The following is a 20,696-nucleotide window of genomic DNA, read 5'->3' as shown; positions in this document are numbered from 1 at the left end:
TTCAACAAGAGTAAGCCTATCATTGTTTGTCAAGTAATGATACGAAATGTCAATTCAGGTCCCTTTTTTTCATACTACTATTTTTAATAAAATAATGTTAACCGAATAGAATGTTCCGAAAATTTTTAAAATTGATAGTTTTTAGAAAGAGGGGTGAAGGAATGAAACCTTTACTGGAAGTAGACCATGTCCAAATTGCATTTGAAACAGACAAAGAAGAAGTGATTTCAGTAGAAGAGGTGAGTTTTTCAGTCAACCCTGGAGAAACCATCGGCATTGTTGGGGAGTCCGGTTGCGGAAAAAGTGTCACCTCCTTATCGATAATGGGTTTGCTCGGAAAAAACGGAAAAGTAAAAAAGGGTCAAATTCTTTTCGGAGAAGAAGACCTGACAAAAGTATCCAATCAGCGTTTAAGAGATATCAGGGGAAATGAGATATCGATGATCTTTCAGGAACCCATGACCTCATTAAATCCTGTTTTCACCATTGGAAACCAAATGATTGAAGGAATCAAGCTTCACTTAAAGATGAGTCCAAAGGCTGCAAAAGAATACGCCATTGAAATGTTAAAAAAGGTTGGGATTCCAAGGGCGAATGAGATTATGAGGGAATACCCGCATGCATTGTCAGGCGGAATGCGGCAGCGGGTGATGATTGCGATGGCGCTTGCGTGCAAGCCGAAGCTGTTAATTGCGGATGAACCGACAACTGCCCTGGATGTAACGATTCAGGCACAAATTCTCCAGTTGATGAAAACCTTGCAAAAGGATTCTAATACAGCCATTATGCTGATTACTCATGATCTTGGGGTGATTGCCGAAACGGCCGACCGAGTTATTGTTATGTATGCCGGTCAGGTTGTCGAGGAAGCAGATGTTTTTACGCTATTTAAAGAGCCAAAGCATCCTTATACCCAAGGGTTAATGGCCTCCATTCCACATTTGGAGTATGAAAGTGAACAACGCCTTGCTTCAATCCCTGGTTCAGTGCCAAGCATTAAGCATATGCCGGCAGGCTGCCGGTTCCATACCCGCTGCCCATATGCTACGGAACGGTGCGAGCAGGAACAGCCTAGACTTAAAGATGTTCAAGCAGGGCATAAAGTAAGGTGCTGGTTAACCGAGGAAGACGGTTTAAGGACAAACTCCGATCAACCAAAGGAGGAAATATTCACATGACCACCATGATTGAAAAAGAAACGACTCCTTTACTAAAAGTAGAAAAATTAAAAACCTATTACCCTATTAAAAAGGGTGTTTTTTCGAAAACGGTTGGTCACGTGAAGGCGGTAGATGGGGTCGACTTTTATATTAACGAAGGTGAGACACTCGGATTGGTAGGAGAGTCGGGCTGCGGGAAATCAACCATTGGGAAAACGCTTGTAAGGCTAGAAAATGCCTCAGAGGGTAAGGTGTATTTTCAGGAGAAAGAAATCACCACTGCTAACAGAGATACGATGAAAGGTCTGCGCCGGGATTTACAAATTATTTTCCAAGACCCCTATTCATCTCTGAATCCAAGAAAAAGAATCAAAGATCTCCTCGAAGAACCGATGAGAATTCATCAAGTAGTTGAAAAGGAAAAAATCCATAAACGGGTGGACGAGCTTTTGGAACTGGTTGGGTTGCCGAACAGTTATAAAAACCGCTACCCTCACGAATTTTCCGGCGGCCAGCGGCAGCGGATCGGAATTGCCAGAGCGCTGTCGCTGAATCCAAAACTGATCATTTGCGATGAGCCGGTATCTGCTTTGGATGTATCCATTCAGGCACAAATCCTGAATTTATTGAAGGATCTGCAAAAAGAATTCAATCTTACTTATTTGTTTATTGCCCATGGCTTAGGAGCTGTAAAGTATATCAGCGACCGGATTGCAGTGATGTACTTAGGGAGAATTGTCGAGGTTGCAAAAACGGAAGAAATTTTCAAAAATCCGCAGCATCCTTATACAAAAGCGTTGTTAAGCTCTTATCCGATACCAAACCCTGAATTAAGGTCAAAAGAAAGAATCATTATTGCTGGCGATGTCCCAAGTCCGGCCAATCCTCCAAGCGGATGCAGCTTTCATACACGTTGCCCGATTGCAACGGCAATTTGCCGGGAGCAAAGACCTGTTCTTAAGGGGAACGAACATAGCGTTGCTTGCTTTGCAGTTAACGATGCATAAATTCTAGTTTTTGAAAGAGGGTGAAAATATGGTTCCCTATATTATTCGCAGGCTTTTAATCGCCATCCCTGTTTTATTTGGGGTTATGGTTGTCAACTTTATCATTATTAATATGGCACCGGGAAACCCGGTTGATATGTACGTCGACCCCAATTCTTCTCCTGAACTGCTGGCGATGAGGAAGGAACAGCTTGGCTTAAATGATCCGCTTTACATTCAGTTTTTCCATTGGCTCGGTAACCTCGTACAAGGCAATTTGGGTTACTCTTTTTCGACTTATGAACCGGTAAAAGAGATGATTTTTGAAAGGCTTGGCCCGACATTTGAATTAATGGGACTAGCCCTTATAGTCGGGTTAATCATCGCTCTGCCGATCGGTATTTTAAGTGCAGTCAAGCAATATAGCAAACTTGACTATTTGGCGACAGGGACTTCTTTTTTCGGAATTTCCATCCCGCATTTTTTCCTAGGATTGGGCCTCATTTATATCTTTGCTGTACAATTGCAGGTCCTGCCGGCTGGGGGCATGTCGACTCTCGGCAGTGAGGACAATTTCTTGGATAAGGTGCAGCATTTAATTCTTCCGGTGATCGTGCTCGCAGTCGGAATTTCAGGACAATATGTCCGCTATGTCCGCGCAAGTCTCTTGGAGGTGCTGGGCCAGGATTATTTACGGACGGCGAGAGCAAAGGGGTTAAAGGAATTTGTTGTTACCAATAAACATGCTTTAAAAAATGCTTTGATTCCGATTATTACGATCATTGGCATGGAGATTCCTTTCTTACTTGGCGGAGCGGTTATCACCGAACAGATATTTCAGTGGCCGGGAATGGGTCAGTTGACCATTCAGTCGATTATGTCGAGGGATTATCCAACACTGATGGCTCTTAATCTATTGACGGCATTTATGGTGCTGTTTGCCAATTTATTAACAGATATTGTCTATTCGTTTGTTGACCCGCGCATTAAGTATAAATAGGGAAGGAGGAACATGGTATGCCAATGCTTGAAACAAATATTAAAAAGGATGTAAAACCTCCCATTTCCCATACAGAGATTGGCGGAGAGGAAACGCCTTTACAACTAATAATTAAACGTTTTATGAAGCATCGCTTGGCCGTAGCAGGCAGTATTTTGATGTTGTTAATCATCCTGATTGCGATTTTTGCACCAGCTATTGCACCAAAGGACCCGTATCAGGTTTATGACGAATTTTCTGCACCGCCATCTGCTGAGCACTGGTTAGGAACCGACCAAGTCGGTCGGGATCTTTTCACACGCCTCATCTATGCATCAAGAGTTTCGATGGCAGTCGGACTAGGGGCAGTTCTTATTTACACCGTCATTGGAACCATCCTAGGTGCAGTTTCCGGCTATTTTGGCGGATGGGTCGATATTGTGTTAATGCGATTGACAGACGTCTTCATGTCATTCCCTGGATTGATGTTAATTCTTGTAGTGGTCAGTATTTTAGGGCCTAGCCTATTTAATATCATCTGGATTTTGGGACTCCTAGGCTGGCCGGCCGTTGCCAGATTGGTTCGCGGAACGGTACTTTCGCTGAAACATGTTGATTATGTCAAATCGGGTGTTGTGCTTGGGTTAAGTACACCAAGGATTTTATTCCAGCATATTTTACCGAATGCGATTGCTCCTATACTTGTACAGGCTACATTTGGCATAGCAGCAGCCATTATCGTAGAAGCTTCCCTAAGCTTCCTCGGAATGGGTGTACAGCCGCCAACGGCGAGCTGGGGGAACATGCTGACAGATGCCCAATCTATCACGGTATTAACCGACCAGCCATGGCTATGGGTTCCTCCGGGGGTAATGATTGTCATTGTCGTATTAGCAATCAATTTTATCGGTGATGGCCTGCGGGACGCTTTGGATCCGAAAACATTGAAGTAACATTGAGGTATTTAGCGCATTAACTCAGTGGGGGCCAGCCCCTCATCACATTAAGGCGTTAAACGATTGGAGGCCATGCCCCCAATGATATATAGCAAACCAATATAAAACGAAAAGAGGGACGGGAATGAAGAAGCTGAAAGGAAAATTTTTAACGCTTTTATCGATTGCTTTGTTATTATTTTTAAGTGCATGTTCAGGTTCTAATAATGCATCAAGCACACCGAAGGAAAATGGGAAGGGCGGCGGCTCAGCACAATATGGTGATACCATTGTCGTAGGTGTTTCAAACGCAATCGGTGCGATCAATCCGATTAATACCCGTGACTTGGGTGCCATTACCTTGGCAAATATTCTATTTGATCCTTTCTTTGAACCAGATGAAAACATGAAATTTCAAAATAAGTTAGCAGAAAGCTTTGAAACAAAGGATAATCAAGCGTTTACGATTAAAATTAATTCAAAGGCAAATTGGACAGATGGGAAGCCTGTTACGTCTGAGGATGTTAAATTTACGTTTGATCTGCTGGCCAATCCTGCCGTTCAAAGTTCCGGCTTGAAAACTCTTAACGTTATTGATGGTCTGGATGAAAATGGCCAGCTGCCAAAAGGAGAAAAGTCTGTTAAGGGGATTGAAGTAGTTGATGACAAAACCTTTGTCATTCATACTAAAAAACCGACGGACCCGAACTATCTAAAAGGGAGCTTAATCAATTTCCGAGCTGTACCAAGCCATATCTTGAAGGATAAAGATCCGGCAACACTTCATCAAGATCCATTTATGTTAAAGCCAACCGTTTCCAATGGTGCCTATTCGCTTGTTAACTTCAGCGGGGAATCAAGTGTAGAACTTAAGGCAAATCCAAATTACTATCGAGGTGCACCAAAAACTGCCAAGCTGTTCTTTAAGGTAGTTCCACAAGCAAACATTACAGCACAGCTGCAAACAGGCGAAATCCATATCAACTACCCATCCACAGGTGCAATTGCGATTCAAGATATTGAAAAAGTGAAAAATATGGCGAATGTCACAACAAATGATCCAAAGGGCTATGATTGGCAGGAAATCTACATGAATACAAAAACCTTTGATCAGAAGATGCGCCAAGCGATTGCTTATGCGATTAACCGTCCGCAACTTGTTGAAAAGTTATTAAAAGGAAAAGCAGAAATCATTGATGGACCATACACAAAGATCCATCCATACTTTGATAAAAACATTAAGAATTACCAATATGATCCAGAGAAAGCTAAGAAGCTCATTGCAGAATCAGGCTGGGATAAGAGCAAGCCAATTCGAGTCAATGTTCCAATCGGCAACCAGGTTCGTGAGCAATCCGCTGTTATTATTGCAGAAAATTTAAAAGCAGTAGGGTTAAACGTTCAGGTTCAAAAGTACGACTTCCCAACTCATATGCAAAAAGGTGCTAAGCATGACTTTGATATTATGTTCCTAGGAATCCCGTACCAAATTGATCCGGATGTAAGTACATTCTATGCTACTGGTGCAACCTATAATTTTGCTGATTATAGCAATCCTGAGCTTGATAATTTGTTAACACAAGGTAAATCAGAACCAGATCCAGAAAAGCGCAGAGTGATTTATGACAAAGTCCAAGAAATCCTGCATGAAGATCTGCCAACACTTTCACTTTATTCAGACTTCCTAATGGGAGCCGTAAATAAGAAAGTTAAAGTGGGACAACCAAAGCAATTCGGTATGTTCTACAACGTGAATGAATGGCAAATTGAAAAATAACTACAAAAAAAACCAGCGGGGGTAGTCCCCGCTGGTTTTCTGCGTTTTTACACATTTTATGATGCCAAGCTTTTGGCAAGACTAGTTAAAAAAACTTGTTTTTTAGAAGAGGTAGACACGTATGAAGCTATTAACTCTATGGAGACATATTCGTGGCAGTTTCTGGTATTTGCCAGCCCTTTATAGCTTGGTTGCTTTTATATTGGCCATTCTGACGATTCGCTTTGACTTTTTTTTATCGGCCCGTCCTGATATTTTGAAATACGTGCCAAATCTTTTGCTTTCCGATAAGGGATTAGCTCAAACGGTGCTAGGTTCCATTTCCTCGGCACTTCTAACAATGACAACTATTACGTTCTCCTCGATATTAGTTGTTCTGACTACGTTTTTGTCCAACTTCTCACCGCGGACATTGCAAAATTTTATTACCGACCATAGCACGCAGCGTGTATTGGGAAGCTTTGTTGGTGGTTTTGTATATTCTGTCATTCTACTTTTGTTGTTAAGAGAAACAGAGGAAAAGACCACATTCCTGTCACCTTCATTCGCTATACTTGTAACCATAATTTGCTTAGCCGCTTTCATCTTTTTTGTCCATCATACCTCCAATTGGATACAAGTCGGTCATTTAATTTTTAGAATTTCTTCTGAAACCAAAAAGGTCGTTGAGGAAAAATACTCGATAAACGAAACAGTGGAGGTTAAAAGGGAAGAATACGATTTTGAATCTCACGAAAAACATGATCCTATTCTGATAAAAGCCCCGGAAACTGGATATATTGAAGTTATTAATGAAGCTGCCCTATTGGAAGTGGCAGTGCGAAATAATGGTATTATTCGAATCGAAAAAAAACAGGCTGATTTCGTTAACCAGGGTTCACCTTTGTTTTCGGTCTGGAACATGGCAGATGAGGGGCTCGAAAATGAACTGTCCACTTATTTTTCTATCGGTCCCACTCGGTCCCCCTACCATAATGTTGAATTTGGGTTAAAAAAGTTAGTTGAAATCGCTTTACGTGCGATTTCGCCTGCCGTGAATGATCCAAATACAGCTGTTAATTGTATTGAACAGATTGGCAGTATTTTGGAAGGGCTAGGCCAAAAACAACTGCCGAAACCCTTAAAATACGATAAACAAGGCAACTTAAGGCTTATTACTAAGCAGCTTCTTTTTTCAGATTATTTATACCTAAGCTTTTATCAAATACGTCACTATGGCCAAGAAGATATCTCAATCATCCGTGCCATTCTAAAAGCATTAACGGTTATCGCTGAAACCAACGATTCTACTATTAAAAATACTGTATGGGAATTTACCGCCTATATTTTGGAGGGTATTCAAGATAAAAAATTAATTTCCCTTGATCGTCGTTACCTAAATGACTTGCTTCTTATACTAGCTAAGGCATGTAAACGACAGCATGAATTCAAAGTTCTTTAAATATTTATCCAAATGCCAAAAGCCCAGTCAATGGGCTTTTTTTAATAGAGACAACTATTTTTTATAAACTGAATATTCTGTTCTAGGCTATCATACATATTTACTATCTTAAAATCCACAACATCTCACAGTACATCCCACAACTTCATGCAAATTGGATATTGGCAACTTGTTGTTTTTTTAAAAAGCCCATTCACATTTAAATAGTAGAGGAGCTGTTAAGATGTATAGTTCATTGCAGGGTAAGACAGTTATCGTTACGGGTGGCAGTAAAGGAATTGGGAAAGGGATTGCCCGCGTGTTTGCCAAGCACGGTGCCAATGTTGCGGTTGTCGCAAGAAATTTGGAGGCCGCCGAAGCATGTGCAGCAGAATTAGATAGCAAAAATGCAAAAGTTGTGGCATTCCAAGGCGATGTCCAAAATCGTGACTCGATGAAGGCTGTAGTGAAAGAGGTCCATGAAACATTTGGCGGTATTGATGTTTTGTGCGCCAATGCCGGGATTTTTCCATCTGCCTCGCTGGAGACGATGACAAATGAAGATTGGGATACTGTCATGAATACCAACGCGAAGGGCACATTCCACGCTGTACAAGCGTGCATCCCATATCTCAAGCAAGCTGAATACGGACGAATTGTCATTACCTCGTCGATTACTGGTCCTGTTACCGGTTATCCGGGTTGGTCTCATTATGCGGCTAGTAAAGCGGCGCAATTGGGTTTCATGCGAACAGCGGCCTTAGAGCTGGCTGGCGAACAAATTACCGTGAATGCTGTGCTGCCAGGGAATGTCTTAACAGAAGGACTCGAAGGTCTAGGTGATGACTACCTAGAAGAAATGGCCTCGGCCATCCCAATGAAAAAGCTTGGCACCGTTGAAGACATTGGCTATGCAGCCCTGTTCTTGGCCACTAAAGAAGCAGGCTTTATCACTGGACAATCGATCATCGTCGATGGCGGACAAATATTACCTGAAAATTAATTACGAGTTATTTTTTGAAAAACTAACACCTTTACTAGAATAAAGGTTCCAATTCTGTGCTTAGTAGGTGGTACTAGATATGTCTTTATCCTATGAAGAACGAAAAACAACCATTATGGAATCTTTAGAAAAGGAAGAAAAGGTCCAGGTGCGCGTCTTGGCCAACCTTCTCCATGTTTCCGATGAAACGATTCGCCGCGACCTAGACCGGCTTGAAAAGGAAGGATATTTGAAAAAAGTATATGGTGGTGCCATCAAAAATAAGATTCATAGCTGGGAACTGCCTTTCGATGAAAAAACAACGATTAACCAAAAAGAGAAACAAGCCATTTGTAAGGCGGCTGCAGACCTAGTGGAAGACGGTGACATCATTATGATTGGCAACGGAACGACTCCGCTCGACATGATTCCGTTCCTCGCAGATAAGCAGGATATTACTCTGATTACCCATTCTGTTCCAGTCATGCTTGCGGCCATGGACAGTTTTAAGGGCCGAGTCATTTTTATTGGCGGCGAAATTGAAAGAAACCAGAAATATATGAGCGGGCCGCTGTCCGAACGGATGCTTGAAATGCTTCGTGCCGATAAAGCCTTTGTTTGTGCAGGAGGGGTTTCCATTGCCAACGGAATTACCGATTATGATATCAGCGGATCAAGCATCTCCCGAAAAATGATGGAGCGAGCAGAGGAGGTCATAGTTCTCGCCGACCATTCCAAATTCGGAAAAACGACCTTTGCTTATATGTGCTCGATTACAGATGCATCCAGGATTATCACGGACCAAAGCTGCCCCGACGAGTGGAAGAAAATTGTAGCGGCCCGTGGCGTTGAATTAATTGTGGCCGATGAGATATAGAGAAATCCTGAATTTCAAAAATTAAAGATGTGATAACCATCATAACTAAACGCTTTGAGAGATAAGGAGAAACGAATATGATTGAATTTGGCAGTAAAAATGCAATCCTTGACCGCTCTATTAAATGGTGGAACCCGGGAAAAACCAGCCAATGGCAAAAAGATGGCATTGACTTAGTGATGGGGAAACGGGAAGGATATTACTTTTATGATATGGAAGGCAAGAAATTAATGGATGTCCATTTAAATGGAGGGACTTATAATCTTGGTCACCGCAATCCAGAAATTATTGCCACTTTGAAAGAAGCATTGGATGAATTTGATATCGGTAATCACCACTTTCCGGCCATGACGCGTGCACGCCTCTCGGAAAAACTCTCACAATGTACACCTGACAGCCTTCATTATTCCATTTTATCTGCTGGCGGAAGCGAGGCTATTGATGTAGCCTTGAAATGTTCCCGCTATGCAACGAAACGGAAGAAAATTGTTTCGATTATAAATGGCTATCACGGTCACACAGGCCTCGCCGTCTCTTTAGGAAATGAACGGTATTCCAGGATGTTTTTAAGTGAGGGTGACCCATCGGAATTTATTCATGTTCCCTTTAATGATTTGGATGCCATGGAACGGGCACTCGGAAATGAAGATGTCGCCTGTGTCATTATTGAAACCATCCCTGCAACCTATGGGTTCCCGCTGCCGGAACGAGGCTATCTATCCGCTGTAAAAAAGTTGTGTGAAAGATTCGGGACTTTATATATCGCCGATGAAGTACAAACTGGTCTAATGCGGACTGGTAAGCTTTGGGGGATTGAACATTATGGGGTCGAACCGGATATTCTCGTGACCTCTAAAGGCTTTAGCGGCGGAATTTATCCGATTGCCGCAACCGTCGTCAGCAAACAAGCTGGGAATTGGATGAATGAAGATGGCTTTGCTCATATCTCGACGTTCGGGGGATCAGAATTAGGCTGTATTGTTGCCATGAAGGTTCTTGAAATTTCGCAGCGTAAAGAGGTTCAGCAAAACGTTGATTTTGTGGCCCGATACTTGCGGACAGGATTAGAAACCATCAAGAAGCAGCATCCAGACTTTTTTGTCGGTATCCGCCAATTGGGCGTGGTGATGGGGCTTGAGTTTAATCATCCGCAAGGCGCCCTTTATGTCATGCAGGAACTTTATAAAAATGGCGTGTGGGCTATTTACTCGATGCTCGATAATAGGGTCCTGCAATTTAAACCTGGTTTGCTTTGCGATAAAGAATATTGTGATGAGTTACTGTCAAAATGCGAGGCAAGCATCAAACAAGCAGCTAAATTGATTTTCAGCTACAGTTAACAATTCGAAAGGAGTAATGATATGGGCAGCTCCTCAATTGATCCTTTACAGGAATCCATGGAAAAATTTAATCAAATTGCCAAAGCCGCTATTCCTTTTTATCCCTTTTTATTGCAATCTTCTATTCAACTATTAAACTATTCCGAAAATGCTACTTACCTAATTACAGACACTACTACGAGGGAAAAATATATTCTGCGTGTGGGACGCCCCGGGTACCACACAAAAATAGAAGTGGAAAGTGAACTGGAGTGGTTAAGGTCGATTGACCAGCATTCGTCTATCCAGGTCTCCTTGCCGGTATCTGGGGGAAATGGTGAATATATTCAAGTCGTTAACCATGATAACATGGACTACCACTGTACACTTTTCACATTTTTGGAGGGCGAGGCACCTAATGAAGATAATCAGCAGGAGCTAATCAGCCAATTTAATATGCTTGGTGCGATTACAGCCCAGCTGCATGAACACAGTATTGCCAATTGGGAACAACTACTTCATGTCCGAAGGCTTACTTGGGATTACGATACCATACTTGGCCAATCTCCAAAGTGGGGCAGATGGCAGGATGGACTGGCGATAACGCCAGAGCGGGCAGAACTGTTCACAAAGGTGTCCGCTAAAATAAAAACGAGATTGGAGCGATTTGGCAAAGCCCCAACCCGTTACGGCCTCATCCATTCTGATTTACGACTTGCAAATCTTTTAGTTGAAAGGGATCAAATCAAAGTAATTGATTTTGATGATTGTGGTTTTGGCTGGTATTTATATGATCTTGCAACATCCTTAAGCTTTATTGAACATAAGCCATATGTCCCGGAACTCATTGCTTCATGGTTAAAAGGCTATCGAAGTGTCCGCCCTCTTTCGGAGGAAGAAGAACAAGAAATCCCTTCTTTTATACTGATGCGGCGGCTTCAGCTGATTGCCTGGGTTGGCAGCCGAGATAACGAGACAACACGAGAATTGGGCAGTGGCTTTACAGAAGATACCGATGAATTAGCAGAAAAGTATTTACGAGATGGAAAAATTTAAGAAACCTGTGGCAGTTTTAGGTGGTGATACAATGGATGCCGAATTGGTCGAAAAGATTACCAGATTAGTACTTTCGAAGCTGGAAGAATACGCGGGTCCGTCCCAATCCAACGGTTGGAACACAGGTCCTCATGAAGAAAACAAAAGCCCGGAATATCCGCCGTTGTCAGATTATGATTTTAAAAAATGGAAAGAAATTTCTTCAGCTATAGGTTTTTCTAAGGAAAGAACTCACCTCGCTCCCTTGTCAGAGGAAGAAATCAACATATGGAAGAATATTTCCGCGTCAATTTGCTTTAACAGGAAACCACAGGCAGATGCAGGCGGGCAGTCTGATTATCCTCCACTAACAAAAGACGAATTATCGAGCTGGAAACGTTTAGGGAATAAGACTGCAAGTTTGGAAGAGGGACAAGGGCAGGTGAAATTTTTCCCGCATCATGATTAACAAGATAGATGAAGGGAGGGAGAATGTTTTTGCAAATGGATACAGATTTGAATTCTATTCAAGAAATGAAGGAAGCTGTCAGCAGGGCAAAGGAAGCGCAAGCAAGGTTTCAGCAATTTTCCCAGGAACAGGTCGACCGCATCGTCAAGCAAACCGCACAAGCAGCCTATCAAGCTTCTGAAAGACTAGCGCAAATGGCCGTTGAGGAAACAGGAATGGGTGTGGTTGAACATAAAAAAATTAAAAACGACTTAGGCTCACTGGGAGTCTATGAATCTATCAAGGATGAAAAAACGGTAGGCATCATCAGAACAGACAAAAAAGAAAAAATCACGGAAATCGCCTACCCGTTCGGTGTTATTGCCGGGATCATCCCAACGACGAACCCAACCTCGACGGCATTTTTTAAAACACTTATTTCATTAAAATCGCAAAATGCGATTGTCGTCAGCCCGCATCCTTCGGCGGTAAAGTGTACGGTGGAGGCGCTTCGGGTATGCCGAGATGCCGCCACCGAGGCAGGCGCACCTGAAGGGTTAATCGGCTGGATCAGCAGACCGACAATGCAGGCAACGACCGAACTGATGCACCATCAAGATATCCAATTAATCCTGGCAACAGGCGGCGGCGGGCTGGTCCGAGCCGCGTACAGTTCTGGAAAACCTGCCTACGGTGTCGGACCAGGGAATGTTCCGGTTTATATTGATCGTTCCGCTAATATCAACAAAGCAGTCAAGATGATTGTTGACAGCAAAACGTTTGATAATGGCACGATTTGTGCCACCGAGCAGGCGATTGTCGTCCACAAAAACGTGAAAGAAATGACGATAAGAGAATTAAAAAACAATGGTGCCTACTTTTTAACTGGCTCAGAAAAGTCATTGGTCGAAAACGTGATTTCTCCAACACAGGGAAAATTGAATCCAGCGATTGTTGGAAGGTCTGCCGTAAAAATTGCCGCCATGGCTGGCCTAACAGTACCAAGTGGGACACGATTGTTAATTGCTGAGGAAGAATCAATTGGGAAGGAAATCCCTTTTTCAATTGAAAAACTTGCTCCGATTTTTGCCCTATATACAGCTACGGATGTGGAAGAGGCGAAAAGAATCTGTCAGGAATTGTTGAATATTGGCGGAAGGGGCCATAGCCTCGCCCTTCATACCAATGATGAGAATGTCGCCAAAATGTTTGGTCTTGAAATGCCCGTCTCTAGAATTTTAGTAAACACACTGGCATCGATTGGCGCTGCAGGTGCAACGACAGGATTGACCGCCTCGCTTACACTAGGGTGCGGGTCATACGGTGGCAACATTACGGGAGACAACATCACGGCAAGGCATTTGATTAATATTAAACGAATCGCTTACGGAATAAAGGATGTATCCATTCCAAAGCCTGCACAATCGATTGAAAAAATCGGCAGCAGTGAGAAAATCGTCGAACAGGTCTTGGAAAAAGCAAGCAAGAACCGGATGGAGATAGACAAAGAGATGATTACCCAGTTAGTTAAGAGTGTAATAGAACAATATCAAAAATCTTAGTACATTTAGGAGGAATAGGGTATGGCGATAAATGGTGCTCTTGGCATGATTGAAACAAGAGGTTTGGTAGCTTCATTGGAAGCGGCCGATGCGATGGTAAAAGCAGCGAACGTAAATCTTGTAGGGAAGGTCCATGTTGGCGGCGGAATTGTGACTGTGTTAGTAACGGGTGATGTCGGCGCGGTTAAAGCCGCGACAGAAGCAGGCAGTGAAGCGGCACAGCGGGTGGGCGAACTTCTCTCAGTTCATGTCATTCCAAGGCCGCATACTGAATTGCAGCTGGTATTACCGAAGATTGAGGGATAGACCTATAATTCAAGAGATGAAAAAATGAGGTTAAGAGGATGAAGGAAGAACTAACAAAACGGATTGTTGAGGAAGTAATAAGGCGGCTGCAACAGAGTCCTCATGATGAGGCCTGTATTCCTATTGGTGTATCGGCACGGCATTGTCATTTAAAGGAAAAGGATTTAGAATTCCTTTTTGGCAAGGGTTATCAGTTAACGAAAAAGGCTGATTTGTCGCAACCCGGGCAATTCGCTGCAAATGAAACGGTCATCATTGCCGGACCGAAGGGGAGCATCGAAAGAGTTCGGGTTCTTGGGCCATTACGGAAGGAAACACAAGTAGAGGCAAGTCAAACCGATGCAATTAAACTTGGTTTGAAGCCGCCTATCCGAGAATCAGGAGACTTAGAGGGATCTTCGCCGGTAACCATTATCGGCCCGAATGGCAGTCTATTTTTAGAAAAAGGATTAATCATCGCCCAAGCACATATCCATATGTCGCCAGATCAGGCACTCCAATTTAGTGTGGCGGACGGGGAATATGTTGCCGTGGAAGTTGGTCATCTAATTCGGCCGATCAGATATGAAAGGGTGCAGATTCGAGTTTCATCTAAGTATATTTTGGAAATGCATATCGATACTGATGAAGCGAATGCTGGGTTGATTGTAAGCGGGCAGACAGGGAAACTGGTGAAAAGAGACGCGGAAGAGGTGAGGTGAGTTGGCAAAAGCTTTAGGAATGATTGAAACTAGAGGGCTGGCTACCTCCATCGAAGCATTAGATGTGATGGTAAAAACCTCATTTGTCCAGCTTGTCAAACAAAATATGGTCGACCCAGCTCTCGTTACGATCGTAGTAGAAGGGGATGTCAGTGCCGTAAAGGCAGCGGTCGAAGCAGGGGCGGATATGGCCAGAAAAAAAGGTTCTTTAATTGCACTTCATGTCATTCCACATCCTGATGAAAGCCTGCCGCAGTTATTTATGGAGAAGTCTAACGTTAAAAAACAAGAGAAGATTGAAGACAATTCAGAAAAAAAATCTTAAACGTTCTAGATGCAAGAAAGGAGGATGAATTATGTCCTTCAAACGAATAAAGTTTGCCGTCATCGGGGCAGGCCATACCGGGACGACAATCGCTCTGATGCTCGCCCAAAGGGAGTTGGGGGACATTGTCCTGTTGGATATTCCTTCGCAGGAAAATCCGACAAAGGGGAAGGCATTAGATCTACTCCAAGCGGGTCCCGTGCAGAAATATAATTCTATCATAATAGGCAGCTCCCACTATGAAGATATTAAGGACGCAGACTTGGTTATTATTACTGCCGGAGTCGCCCGTAAGCCTGGGATGAGCAGGGAAGACTTAGTCTCAATAAATACAAAAATTATCAAGGAAGTATCTGAAAATATCGCCTACTATTCTCCGAATAGTTATGTATTAGTCCTTAGCAATCCGGTTGATGCGATGACCTATGTTTGCTACAAAACAACTGGATTCCCTAAAAACAGGGTAATTGGGCAGTCGGGGGTCCTTGATACGGCTAGGTTTAATACCTTTGTTGCTCAAGAATTAAATGTGTCGATAGAAGATATATCTAGCTTTGTCTTGGGCGGGCACGGCGATACGATGGTGCCGTTGGTCAGGTTTTCGTATGCCGGCGGTATTCCATTGGAAAGGATCCTTTCTAAGGAGAAGATTAATAAAATCGTGGAACGGACGCGCAACGGCGGCGGTGAGATTGTTCAACTTTTAGGTCAGGGTAGTGCCTATTATGCCCCCGCCGCAGCAATCGTAGAAATGGCTGAGGCGATCGTAAAGGACAAAAAGAGAATTCTCCCTTCGATTGCCTATTTAGAAGGGGAATATGGGTATCAGGACATATATTTGGGGGTCCCTGCAGTTCTTGGCGGGAATGGCATTGAGAGTATTATAGAATTGCCGCTCACACCTGAGGAAAAAGAGGGGCTCGATGTTTCTGCTCAAGCCGTAAAATCCTTGCTGCGTTTGTTAGATTAATTTTTTTGAGTTTACTTTTCAGAATATTGTTAATTATCTAGAGGGGGTGACTGCCAGAAGAAGCCTCTTTTCTTAGAGAAAGCAAATTGTCTTTGGTGTAGAATGTCTCGTCACTGTGATTTTTCTTTTATTTTTAAAGAAAGAAGGGTGAAAAGATGTCTAAAGCAGGTCTCGCATTATTTGAACAAAAGTCAACAGGTGGAATTGCCAGACAGATCAGCCCAATTGACACGATGATTTATTCCGCTGCCAACCCGGGTTTAATGTTCGCACTCGTGTATATTATGTGGGCACCATTTTTATATCCGGGTGCCCATATGGTTTGGGCGATTTTGACGGTGGCGCAGATGTTTATTATTGCAGGCCTTTATTGGCTGCTATCGGTCTCAATGCCGCGCTCCGGCGGAGAATATATTTATATAAGTAGGATTCTGCATCCATCGCTTGGACTGATGGCAAGTTTTATGATAACGTTTACATCCATTTCTTGGACGGGAATTCTGTTAAATTGGATTATCAAATGGTCGATCGTTGAATTCTTCTATTCAATAGCACTCATTAACGGAAATGACGCAACATGGCTGGGGCTGGCGGAGTTTTTCAACAGCAATATCATGCATGCGATTATTGGTACCGCCCTGTTGGCGTTCATCTACTTTATCTATTATAAAGGGACAAAGTGGATGGTTAGGCTGGCCTATTTAACGCTCGGTGCAACGCTGGTAGGGGCGGTTGTCTTTATCATTGCAAACCTGATTACCGGGCAGGGAACGTTTGCGGCTAATTTTACTGAGCTGACAGGCTTGGCCTATGGCGATGTCATTAAATTAGCTGAAGCAGATGGCTACACAACAAAGTTCCTTTTTGGAGCAACAGTCATGGCCGGTTCCACTTACATTATTCTAAACACCCTTGGCTCCACCTTTGGGGCAAACCTTGCTGGCGAAGTCCGTAATGTGCAAAAATCTCAGCTTCTGGCCTTATTTGGTTCACTGGCCATTTTAATGGTTGTTTGGGCGATTTTCTATGCGATGTCTTATATTAACTTCGGCGATATTTGGTCCAATAGCTTGTATTATCTGTACAATGCCGGCCATGAGGCCTATCCTTTCAAGGGCTATGATCCATTTATCACGATCATGATTGGAATTATGACGAAGAGCCCAGTATTTGTCTTTTTGATTGCTATCTGTTTCGCGGTGGCCACCTTTGGCTCAGCGGCAGGTCTTGGCTTCGGCCCTTCGCGTAATATTGTCGCTTGGTCTTTTGACCGCTTGATTCCTAGCAAATTTATGGAACTCAACAAGAAAACGAATTCACCAACCTACGCGTTAAGAACGGTCATCATCGGTGCCTGGTTCTTCTTAATGCTCGATATTTTTATGCCTTCCTGGACGGCCAATATCGCATATACGATATTCACTTGGTTCTTAGCTTGGATTTTCCTGGGGATTTCCGGAATTGTTTTCTCCACCCGCAAGAAGATTTTGTTTAACTCCTCACCGCCGATTGTAAAAACAAAATTTTTAGGAATCCATTTAATTACCATTCTTGGCTGGTTAACCCTGGCAATCAGTGTTTCGATTTGTTACTATCTTTTGATTCCGTTTTTGAGAGGCGATTTGCCATTTACAATGATTGTGGTTTCGCTCTGCTTAATGTTAATCCCAATTATCGTCTATTTCGTGATGAAGCGGTCCCATGCGAAGAAAGGAATCGATATCGATATACAGTTCCAAGAGATCCCTTCGGATTAAGTAAACCATTTTTAAAAAAAGTAGTGGGGTGAGCAAAGTGAAAATTTTTTATGCAGCAGACCTGCATGGCGGTGAAACAGCCTTCCGAAAATTCACTAATGCCGGTAAGTTTTATAAAGCTGACTTAGTTATTTTTGGAGGGGATTTAACCGGGAAAATGGTTGTTCCGATTGTGGAAAAAAACGGCGTTTATACTTGCAGGTATTACGGCTCAACCGTTAAAGTTAAAAAAGAGAAGGAATTGCCAGATCTGGAGCGAAATCTTAGGGATGCCGGATTCTATCCCTTCTTAGTCACAGAGGATGAATTAAATCGTTTAAACGAAAATGATGCCGAGCTGATCATCAAAGAGAAGCAGATTGAAGTCCTGCAGGAGTGGATTCGGTTGGCAGATGAGCGATTTTCAGCGGCAGGAATTCCCTGCATCTTGATTCCTGGAAGTGTCGATGATTTTTATTTAGATGAACTGATGAACGCGGGAAGTTTTGTCGCAAACGGTGATGGGAAAATTATTGAAGTAAATGGGTTTGAGATTCTTTCTGTGGGTGGCGGTAAGCCTAGTGTGTTTAAGTACCCGCGTGAATTTAGCGAGGAAGAGCTGGCAGAGAAAATCGAACAATTGGCCGCGCAGGTGAAGGACATGAATCGCTGCATTTTTAATATTCATATCCCTCCTTATGATACTGACTTAGATCAAGGGACCTTATATGATGATGAGTTAAAGCCTGTACTTGATGGGGATTCCCTGGCAACCGGTCCAGCAGGAAGCAAAGCGGTGCGAGAGGCGATTGAAAAATACCAGCCGCTCCTATCTTTGCACGGGAATGTTCATGAAAGCCGCGGTGTGACGGCATTAGGGAGAACCATTTGCATTAACGCCGGTACAGACTATGACCAAGGCCTGCTAAGGGGCGCGTTGGTGGATGTCGGTGCTGATGGACAGGTGTCCTATACACTGACAGCGGGGTAATTTTTTTAAGGGAGTTGTAACCATGGAAATCATTCGCAAGGAACAAGGAGTACTGACGATGTCACCGAACAATAAGCCTGTTAAAAAAGTTCAGGCTGGCAGCACGGTGGTGTTCGAAACGTATGACTGCTTTAGCAATCAAATCCAGCGGGAGGATCAGCTGTTCAGCTCGGTCGGCTGGGACCAGATCAACCCCGCCACAGGTCCTTTGTATGTAGAAGGGGCGGAGCAGGGGGATATTCTAAAAGTAGAGATATTGGATATTAAAATAGACCATAAAGGTGTCATGACGACGACACCAAAGCTTGGTGTTTTACGGGATTATGTGTCGGGCGAAACGACAAAAGTTATTCCAATTCGGGAAGGTAAAGCTATTTTCAATGATAAAATTCATATTCCTATTAAACCGATGATTGGTGTTATCGGTACCGCTCCTAGCGGGGTGGAAATTCCGACTGGTACACCAGGCGAACATGGCGGCAATATGGATTGCAAGCAGATCATAAAGGGCTCTACTCTTTATTTACCGGTAAATGTTCCAGGCGCCCTTCTTTCAATGGGAGACCTGCATGCCGTGATGGCTGATGGAGAAATTGTCATTTGCGGATTGGAAATACCTGGAGAAGTAACCGTCAAGGTCGATGTTTTAAAAGGAGAATCGTATCCATTGCCGATGCTTGTCAGCGAAGAAAAGCTAATCACAATTGCATCTGCTGAAACTTTAGATGAGGCGGCCAAACAAGCCACAATCAATATGCATCAATTTCTTGTCCAGCAGCTTGAATTTGATACCGATGAAGCAGGAATGCTGTTATCCCTTGTGGGTGACTTGCGAATCTGCCAAATAGTGGATCCGCTCATGACAGCACGGATGGAACTCCCACAATGGATCCTAGATAAATACGAATACAAAATAAAGTAAGAACAAGTTGAGGGCAGCTTCACTCTGTAAATCTTGATGGAGTGGGTTGAGCCCTCTTTTGTTCGCAGTAAGGAGGAGTTGTAATTTGGGTAAAAAGCGTGCCCGTGATCTCGGCTTGCCATTCCCTGGTGTGACAGGAGAAAATAATGCCTTAACTGATGTACCGGGGGTAGAAATTGGTTTTACGACCATTATTGAAGGGGAAGGGCCGGTTCAAATCGGTAAAGGGCCCATCCGTACTGGAGTGACGGCCATCCTGCCAAGAGGAAAAAAGAATACAATGCAGCCAATTTGGGCCGGATTTTACAGTTTAAATGGAAATGGCGAGATGACTGGGGTACATTGGGTGAACGATGCCGGCTACTTTCTTAGCCCCATCTGCATCACCAATACTCACTCGGTAGGAATGGCTCATCATGCCACCACAAAATGGATGATAAACCATTATGGTGAACAGTTCAGTAATGAACATTTATGGTCAATGCCTGTTATTGCCGAAACCTATGATGGCGTCCTTAATGACATAAACGGTCAGCATATTTCTGAAGAGCATGTGCTTTCGGCGATTAATAATGCAAAAACGGGTCCCGTTGCTGAAGGGAATGTTGGCGGTGGAACGGGAATGATTTGCTACGAGTTTAAAGGCGGGACAGGGACATCATCACGTGTTGTTACCATCGATGGCCAGACGCATCATATAGGAGTTCTTGTCCAAGCCAATTTTGGCTTGCGAGAGTGGCTAACCATTTTAGGTGTACCGGTAGGAAAACATATGATGAAGGAAAAACTTTTAGATAAAGAGCAGGGCTCCATCATTGTCATTATTGGGACTGATATCCCGATGCTTCCACACCAACTGCGGCGCGTTGCCAAACGTGCGGCGATTGGCATTGGAAGAAGCGGAAGTCCTGGCGGAAACAGTTCAGGAGATATTTTTCTCGCATTTTCTACTGCGAACGAAATGGATATTCCGCAATCAGCACCAGAAAAGCTGAAAATGGAGTTTGTTAATGACGAAGTTTTTGACCCGATATATGAAGCGGTTTGTCAGGCAGTTGATGAGTCTGTGGTAAATGCCCTTATTGCAGCAGAAACAATGACAACCGTGAAACCCAACGGGCATAAGGTTGAAGCGATTGATCATCAAGATCTATTGCGGATAATGAAAGAGTATAATCGAATATAATTCTTATTATCACATGTAGAGTTAGCGACTATGTCTACTTTAAAGTTACAAAATAAGAACTCCGGATAACGTTAATAAA

Annotated in this window: 20 protein-coding genes; all 20 read left to right on the top strand. The window is 43.3% G+C overall.

Annotation, left to right across the window (positions count from 1 at the left end):
- Positions 1-161: 161 nt before the first annotated feature.
- Positions 162-1,178, top strand: a complete 1,017-nt coding sequence (locus V5M37_RS14165) for an ABC transporter ATP-binding protein (protein ID WP_423802503.1) — start codon at positions 162-164, stop codon at positions 1,176-1,178.
- Positions 1,175-2,167, top strand: a complete 993-nt coding sequence (locus V5M37_RS14160) for an ABC transporter ATP-binding protein (protein ID WP_423802502.1) — start codon at positions 1,175-1,177, stop codon at positions 2,165-2,167. The genes V5M37_RS14165 and V5M37_RS14160 overlap by 4 nt, the downstream gene beginning before the upstream one ends.
- A gap of 28 nt (positions 2,168-2,195) precedes the next feature.
- Entirely contained in the window at positions 2,196-3,146 is a 951-nt protein-coding gene (locus V5M37_RS14155; protein WP_423802501.1) for an ABC transporter permease, read from the top strand.
- A 17-nt stretch (positions 3,147-3,163) separates the two neighbouring features.
- Entirely contained in the window at positions 3,164-4,078 is a 915-nt protein-coding gene (gene opp4C, locus V5M37_RS14150) for an oligopeptide ABC transporter permease (RefSeq protein WP_423802500.1), read from the top strand.
- Positions 4,079-4,205: 127 nt separating this feature from the next.
- On the top strand, positions 4,206-5,837 hold the full coding sequence (locus tag V5M37_RS14145; protein ID WP_423802499.1) for an ABC transporter substrate-binding protein: 1,632 nt from the start codon (positions 4,206-4,208) through the stop codon (positions 5,835-5,837).
- Positions 5,838-5,958: 121 nt separating this feature from the next.
- Positions 5,959-7,278 carry a DUF2254 domain-containing protein gene (locus V5M37_RS14140; RefSeq protein WP_423802498.1) on the top strand — a complete coding sequence of 440 codons (1,320 nt, stop codon included), beginning with the start codon at positions 5,959-5,961 and terminating at the stop codon, positions 7,276-7,278.
- 223 nt (positions 7,279-7,501) lie between these two features.
- Positions 7,502-8,260: a 3-oxoacyl-ACP reductase FabG gene (gene fabG, locus V5M37_RS14135; RefSeq protein ID WP_423802497.1), complete on the top strand. Its 759-nt coding sequence runs from the start codon at positions 7,502-7,504 to the stop codon at positions 8,258-8,260.
- A 79-nt stretch (positions 8,261-8,339) separates the two neighbouring features.
- Positions 8,340-9,116, top strand: coding sequence for a DeoR/GlpR family DNA-binding transcription regulator (locus V5M37_RS14130; protein WP_423802496.1), 777 nt, complete (start codon positions 8,340-8,342; stop codon positions 9,114-9,116).
- A gap of 77 nt (positions 9,117-9,193) precedes the next feature.
- Complete coding sequence (locus V5M37_RS14125) at positions 9,194-10,456, top strand: aspartate aminotransferase family protein (RefSeq protein WP_423802495.1); 1,263 nt, start codon at positions 9,194-9,196, stop codon at positions 10,454-10,456.
- A 21-nt stretch (positions 10,457-10,477) separates the two neighbouring features.
- Entirely contained in the window at positions 10,478-11,491 is a 1,014-nt protein-coding gene (locus tag V5M37_RS14120) for a phosphotransferase enzyme family protein (RefSeq protein ID WP_423802494.1), read from the top strand.
- Positions 11,478-11,939, top strand: a complete 462-nt coding sequence (locus tag V5M37_RS14115; protein ID WP_423802493.1) for a hypothetical protein — start codon at positions 11,478-11,480, stop codon at positions 11,937-11,939. Before V5M37_RS14120 ends, V5M37_RS14115 begins: the two co-directional genes overlap by 14 nt.
- Before the next feature lie 23 nt (positions 11,940-11,962).
- Complete coding sequence (locus tag V5M37_RS14110) at positions 11,963-13,480, top strand: aldehyde dehydrogenase family protein (RefSeq protein WP_423802492.1); 1,518 nt, start codon at positions 11,963-11,965, stop codon at positions 13,478-13,480.
- A 21-nt stretch (positions 13,481-13,501) separates the two neighbouring features.
- Entirely contained in the window at positions 13,502-13,786 is a 285-nt protein-coding gene (locus V5M37_RS14105) for a BMC domain-containing protein (protein ID WP_213115508.1), read from the top strand.
- Positions 13,787-13,824: 38 nt separating this feature from the next.
- On the top strand, positions 13,825-14,487 hold the full coding sequence (gene pduL, locus V5M37_RS14100) for a phosphate propanoyltransferase (protein WP_423802491.1): 663 nt from the start codon (positions 13,825-13,827) through the stop codon (positions 14,485-14,487).
- Between the two features lies 1 nt (position 14,488).
- Positions 14,489-14,812 carry a BMC domain-containing protein gene (locus V5M37_RS14095; protein ID WP_423802490.1) on the top strand — a complete coding sequence of 108 codons (324 nt, stop codon included), beginning with the start codon at positions 14,489-14,491 and terminating at the stop codon, positions 14,810-14,812.
- A 31-nt stretch (positions 14,813-14,843) separates the two neighbouring features.
- A complete protein-coding gene (mdh, locus tag V5M37_RS14090) occupies positions 14,844-15,782 on the top strand; it encodes a malate dehydrogenase (RefSeq protein ID WP_423802489.1) in 939 nt (312 codons plus the stop codon).
- Between the two features lie 155 nt (positions 15,783-15,937).
- Positions 15,938-17,539, top strand: coding sequence for an APC family permease (locus V5M37_RS14085; RefSeq protein ID WP_213139927.1), 1,602 nt, complete (start codon positions 15,938-15,940; stop codon positions 17,537-17,539).
- 37 nt (positions 17,540-17,576) lie between these two features.
- Positions 17,577-18,509, top strand: a complete 933-nt coding sequence (locus tag V5M37_RS14080; protein ID WP_423802488.1) for a metallophosphoesterase family protein — start codon at positions 17,577-17,579, stop codon at positions 18,507-18,509.
- Positions 18,510-18,531: 22 nt separating this feature from the next.
- The gene (locus V5M37_RS14075) at positions 18,532-19,431 is read left to right on the top strand and encodes an acetamidase/formamidase family protein (RefSeq protein ID WP_423802487.1); all 900 of its coding nucleotides are present in this window, start codon (positions 18,532-18,534) and stop codon (positions 19,429-19,431) included.
- Positions 19,432-19,516: 85 nt separating this feature from the next.
- Entirely contained in the window at positions 19,517-20,617 is a 1,101-nt protein-coding gene (locus V5M37_RS14070) for a P1 family peptidase (protein WP_423802486.1), read from the top strand.
- Positions 20,618-20,696 lie beyond the last annotated feature (79 nt).

Source organism: Neobacillus sp. SAB-20_R2A, assembly GCF_049568635.1.
GTDB classification, from domain to species: domain Bacteria; phylum Bacillota; class Bacilli; order Bacillales; family Cytobacillaceae; genus Neobacillus; species Neobacillus citreus.
Note: the sequence above shows the minus strand (reverse complement) of the source record. Positions and strands in the feature narration are given on the sequence as shown.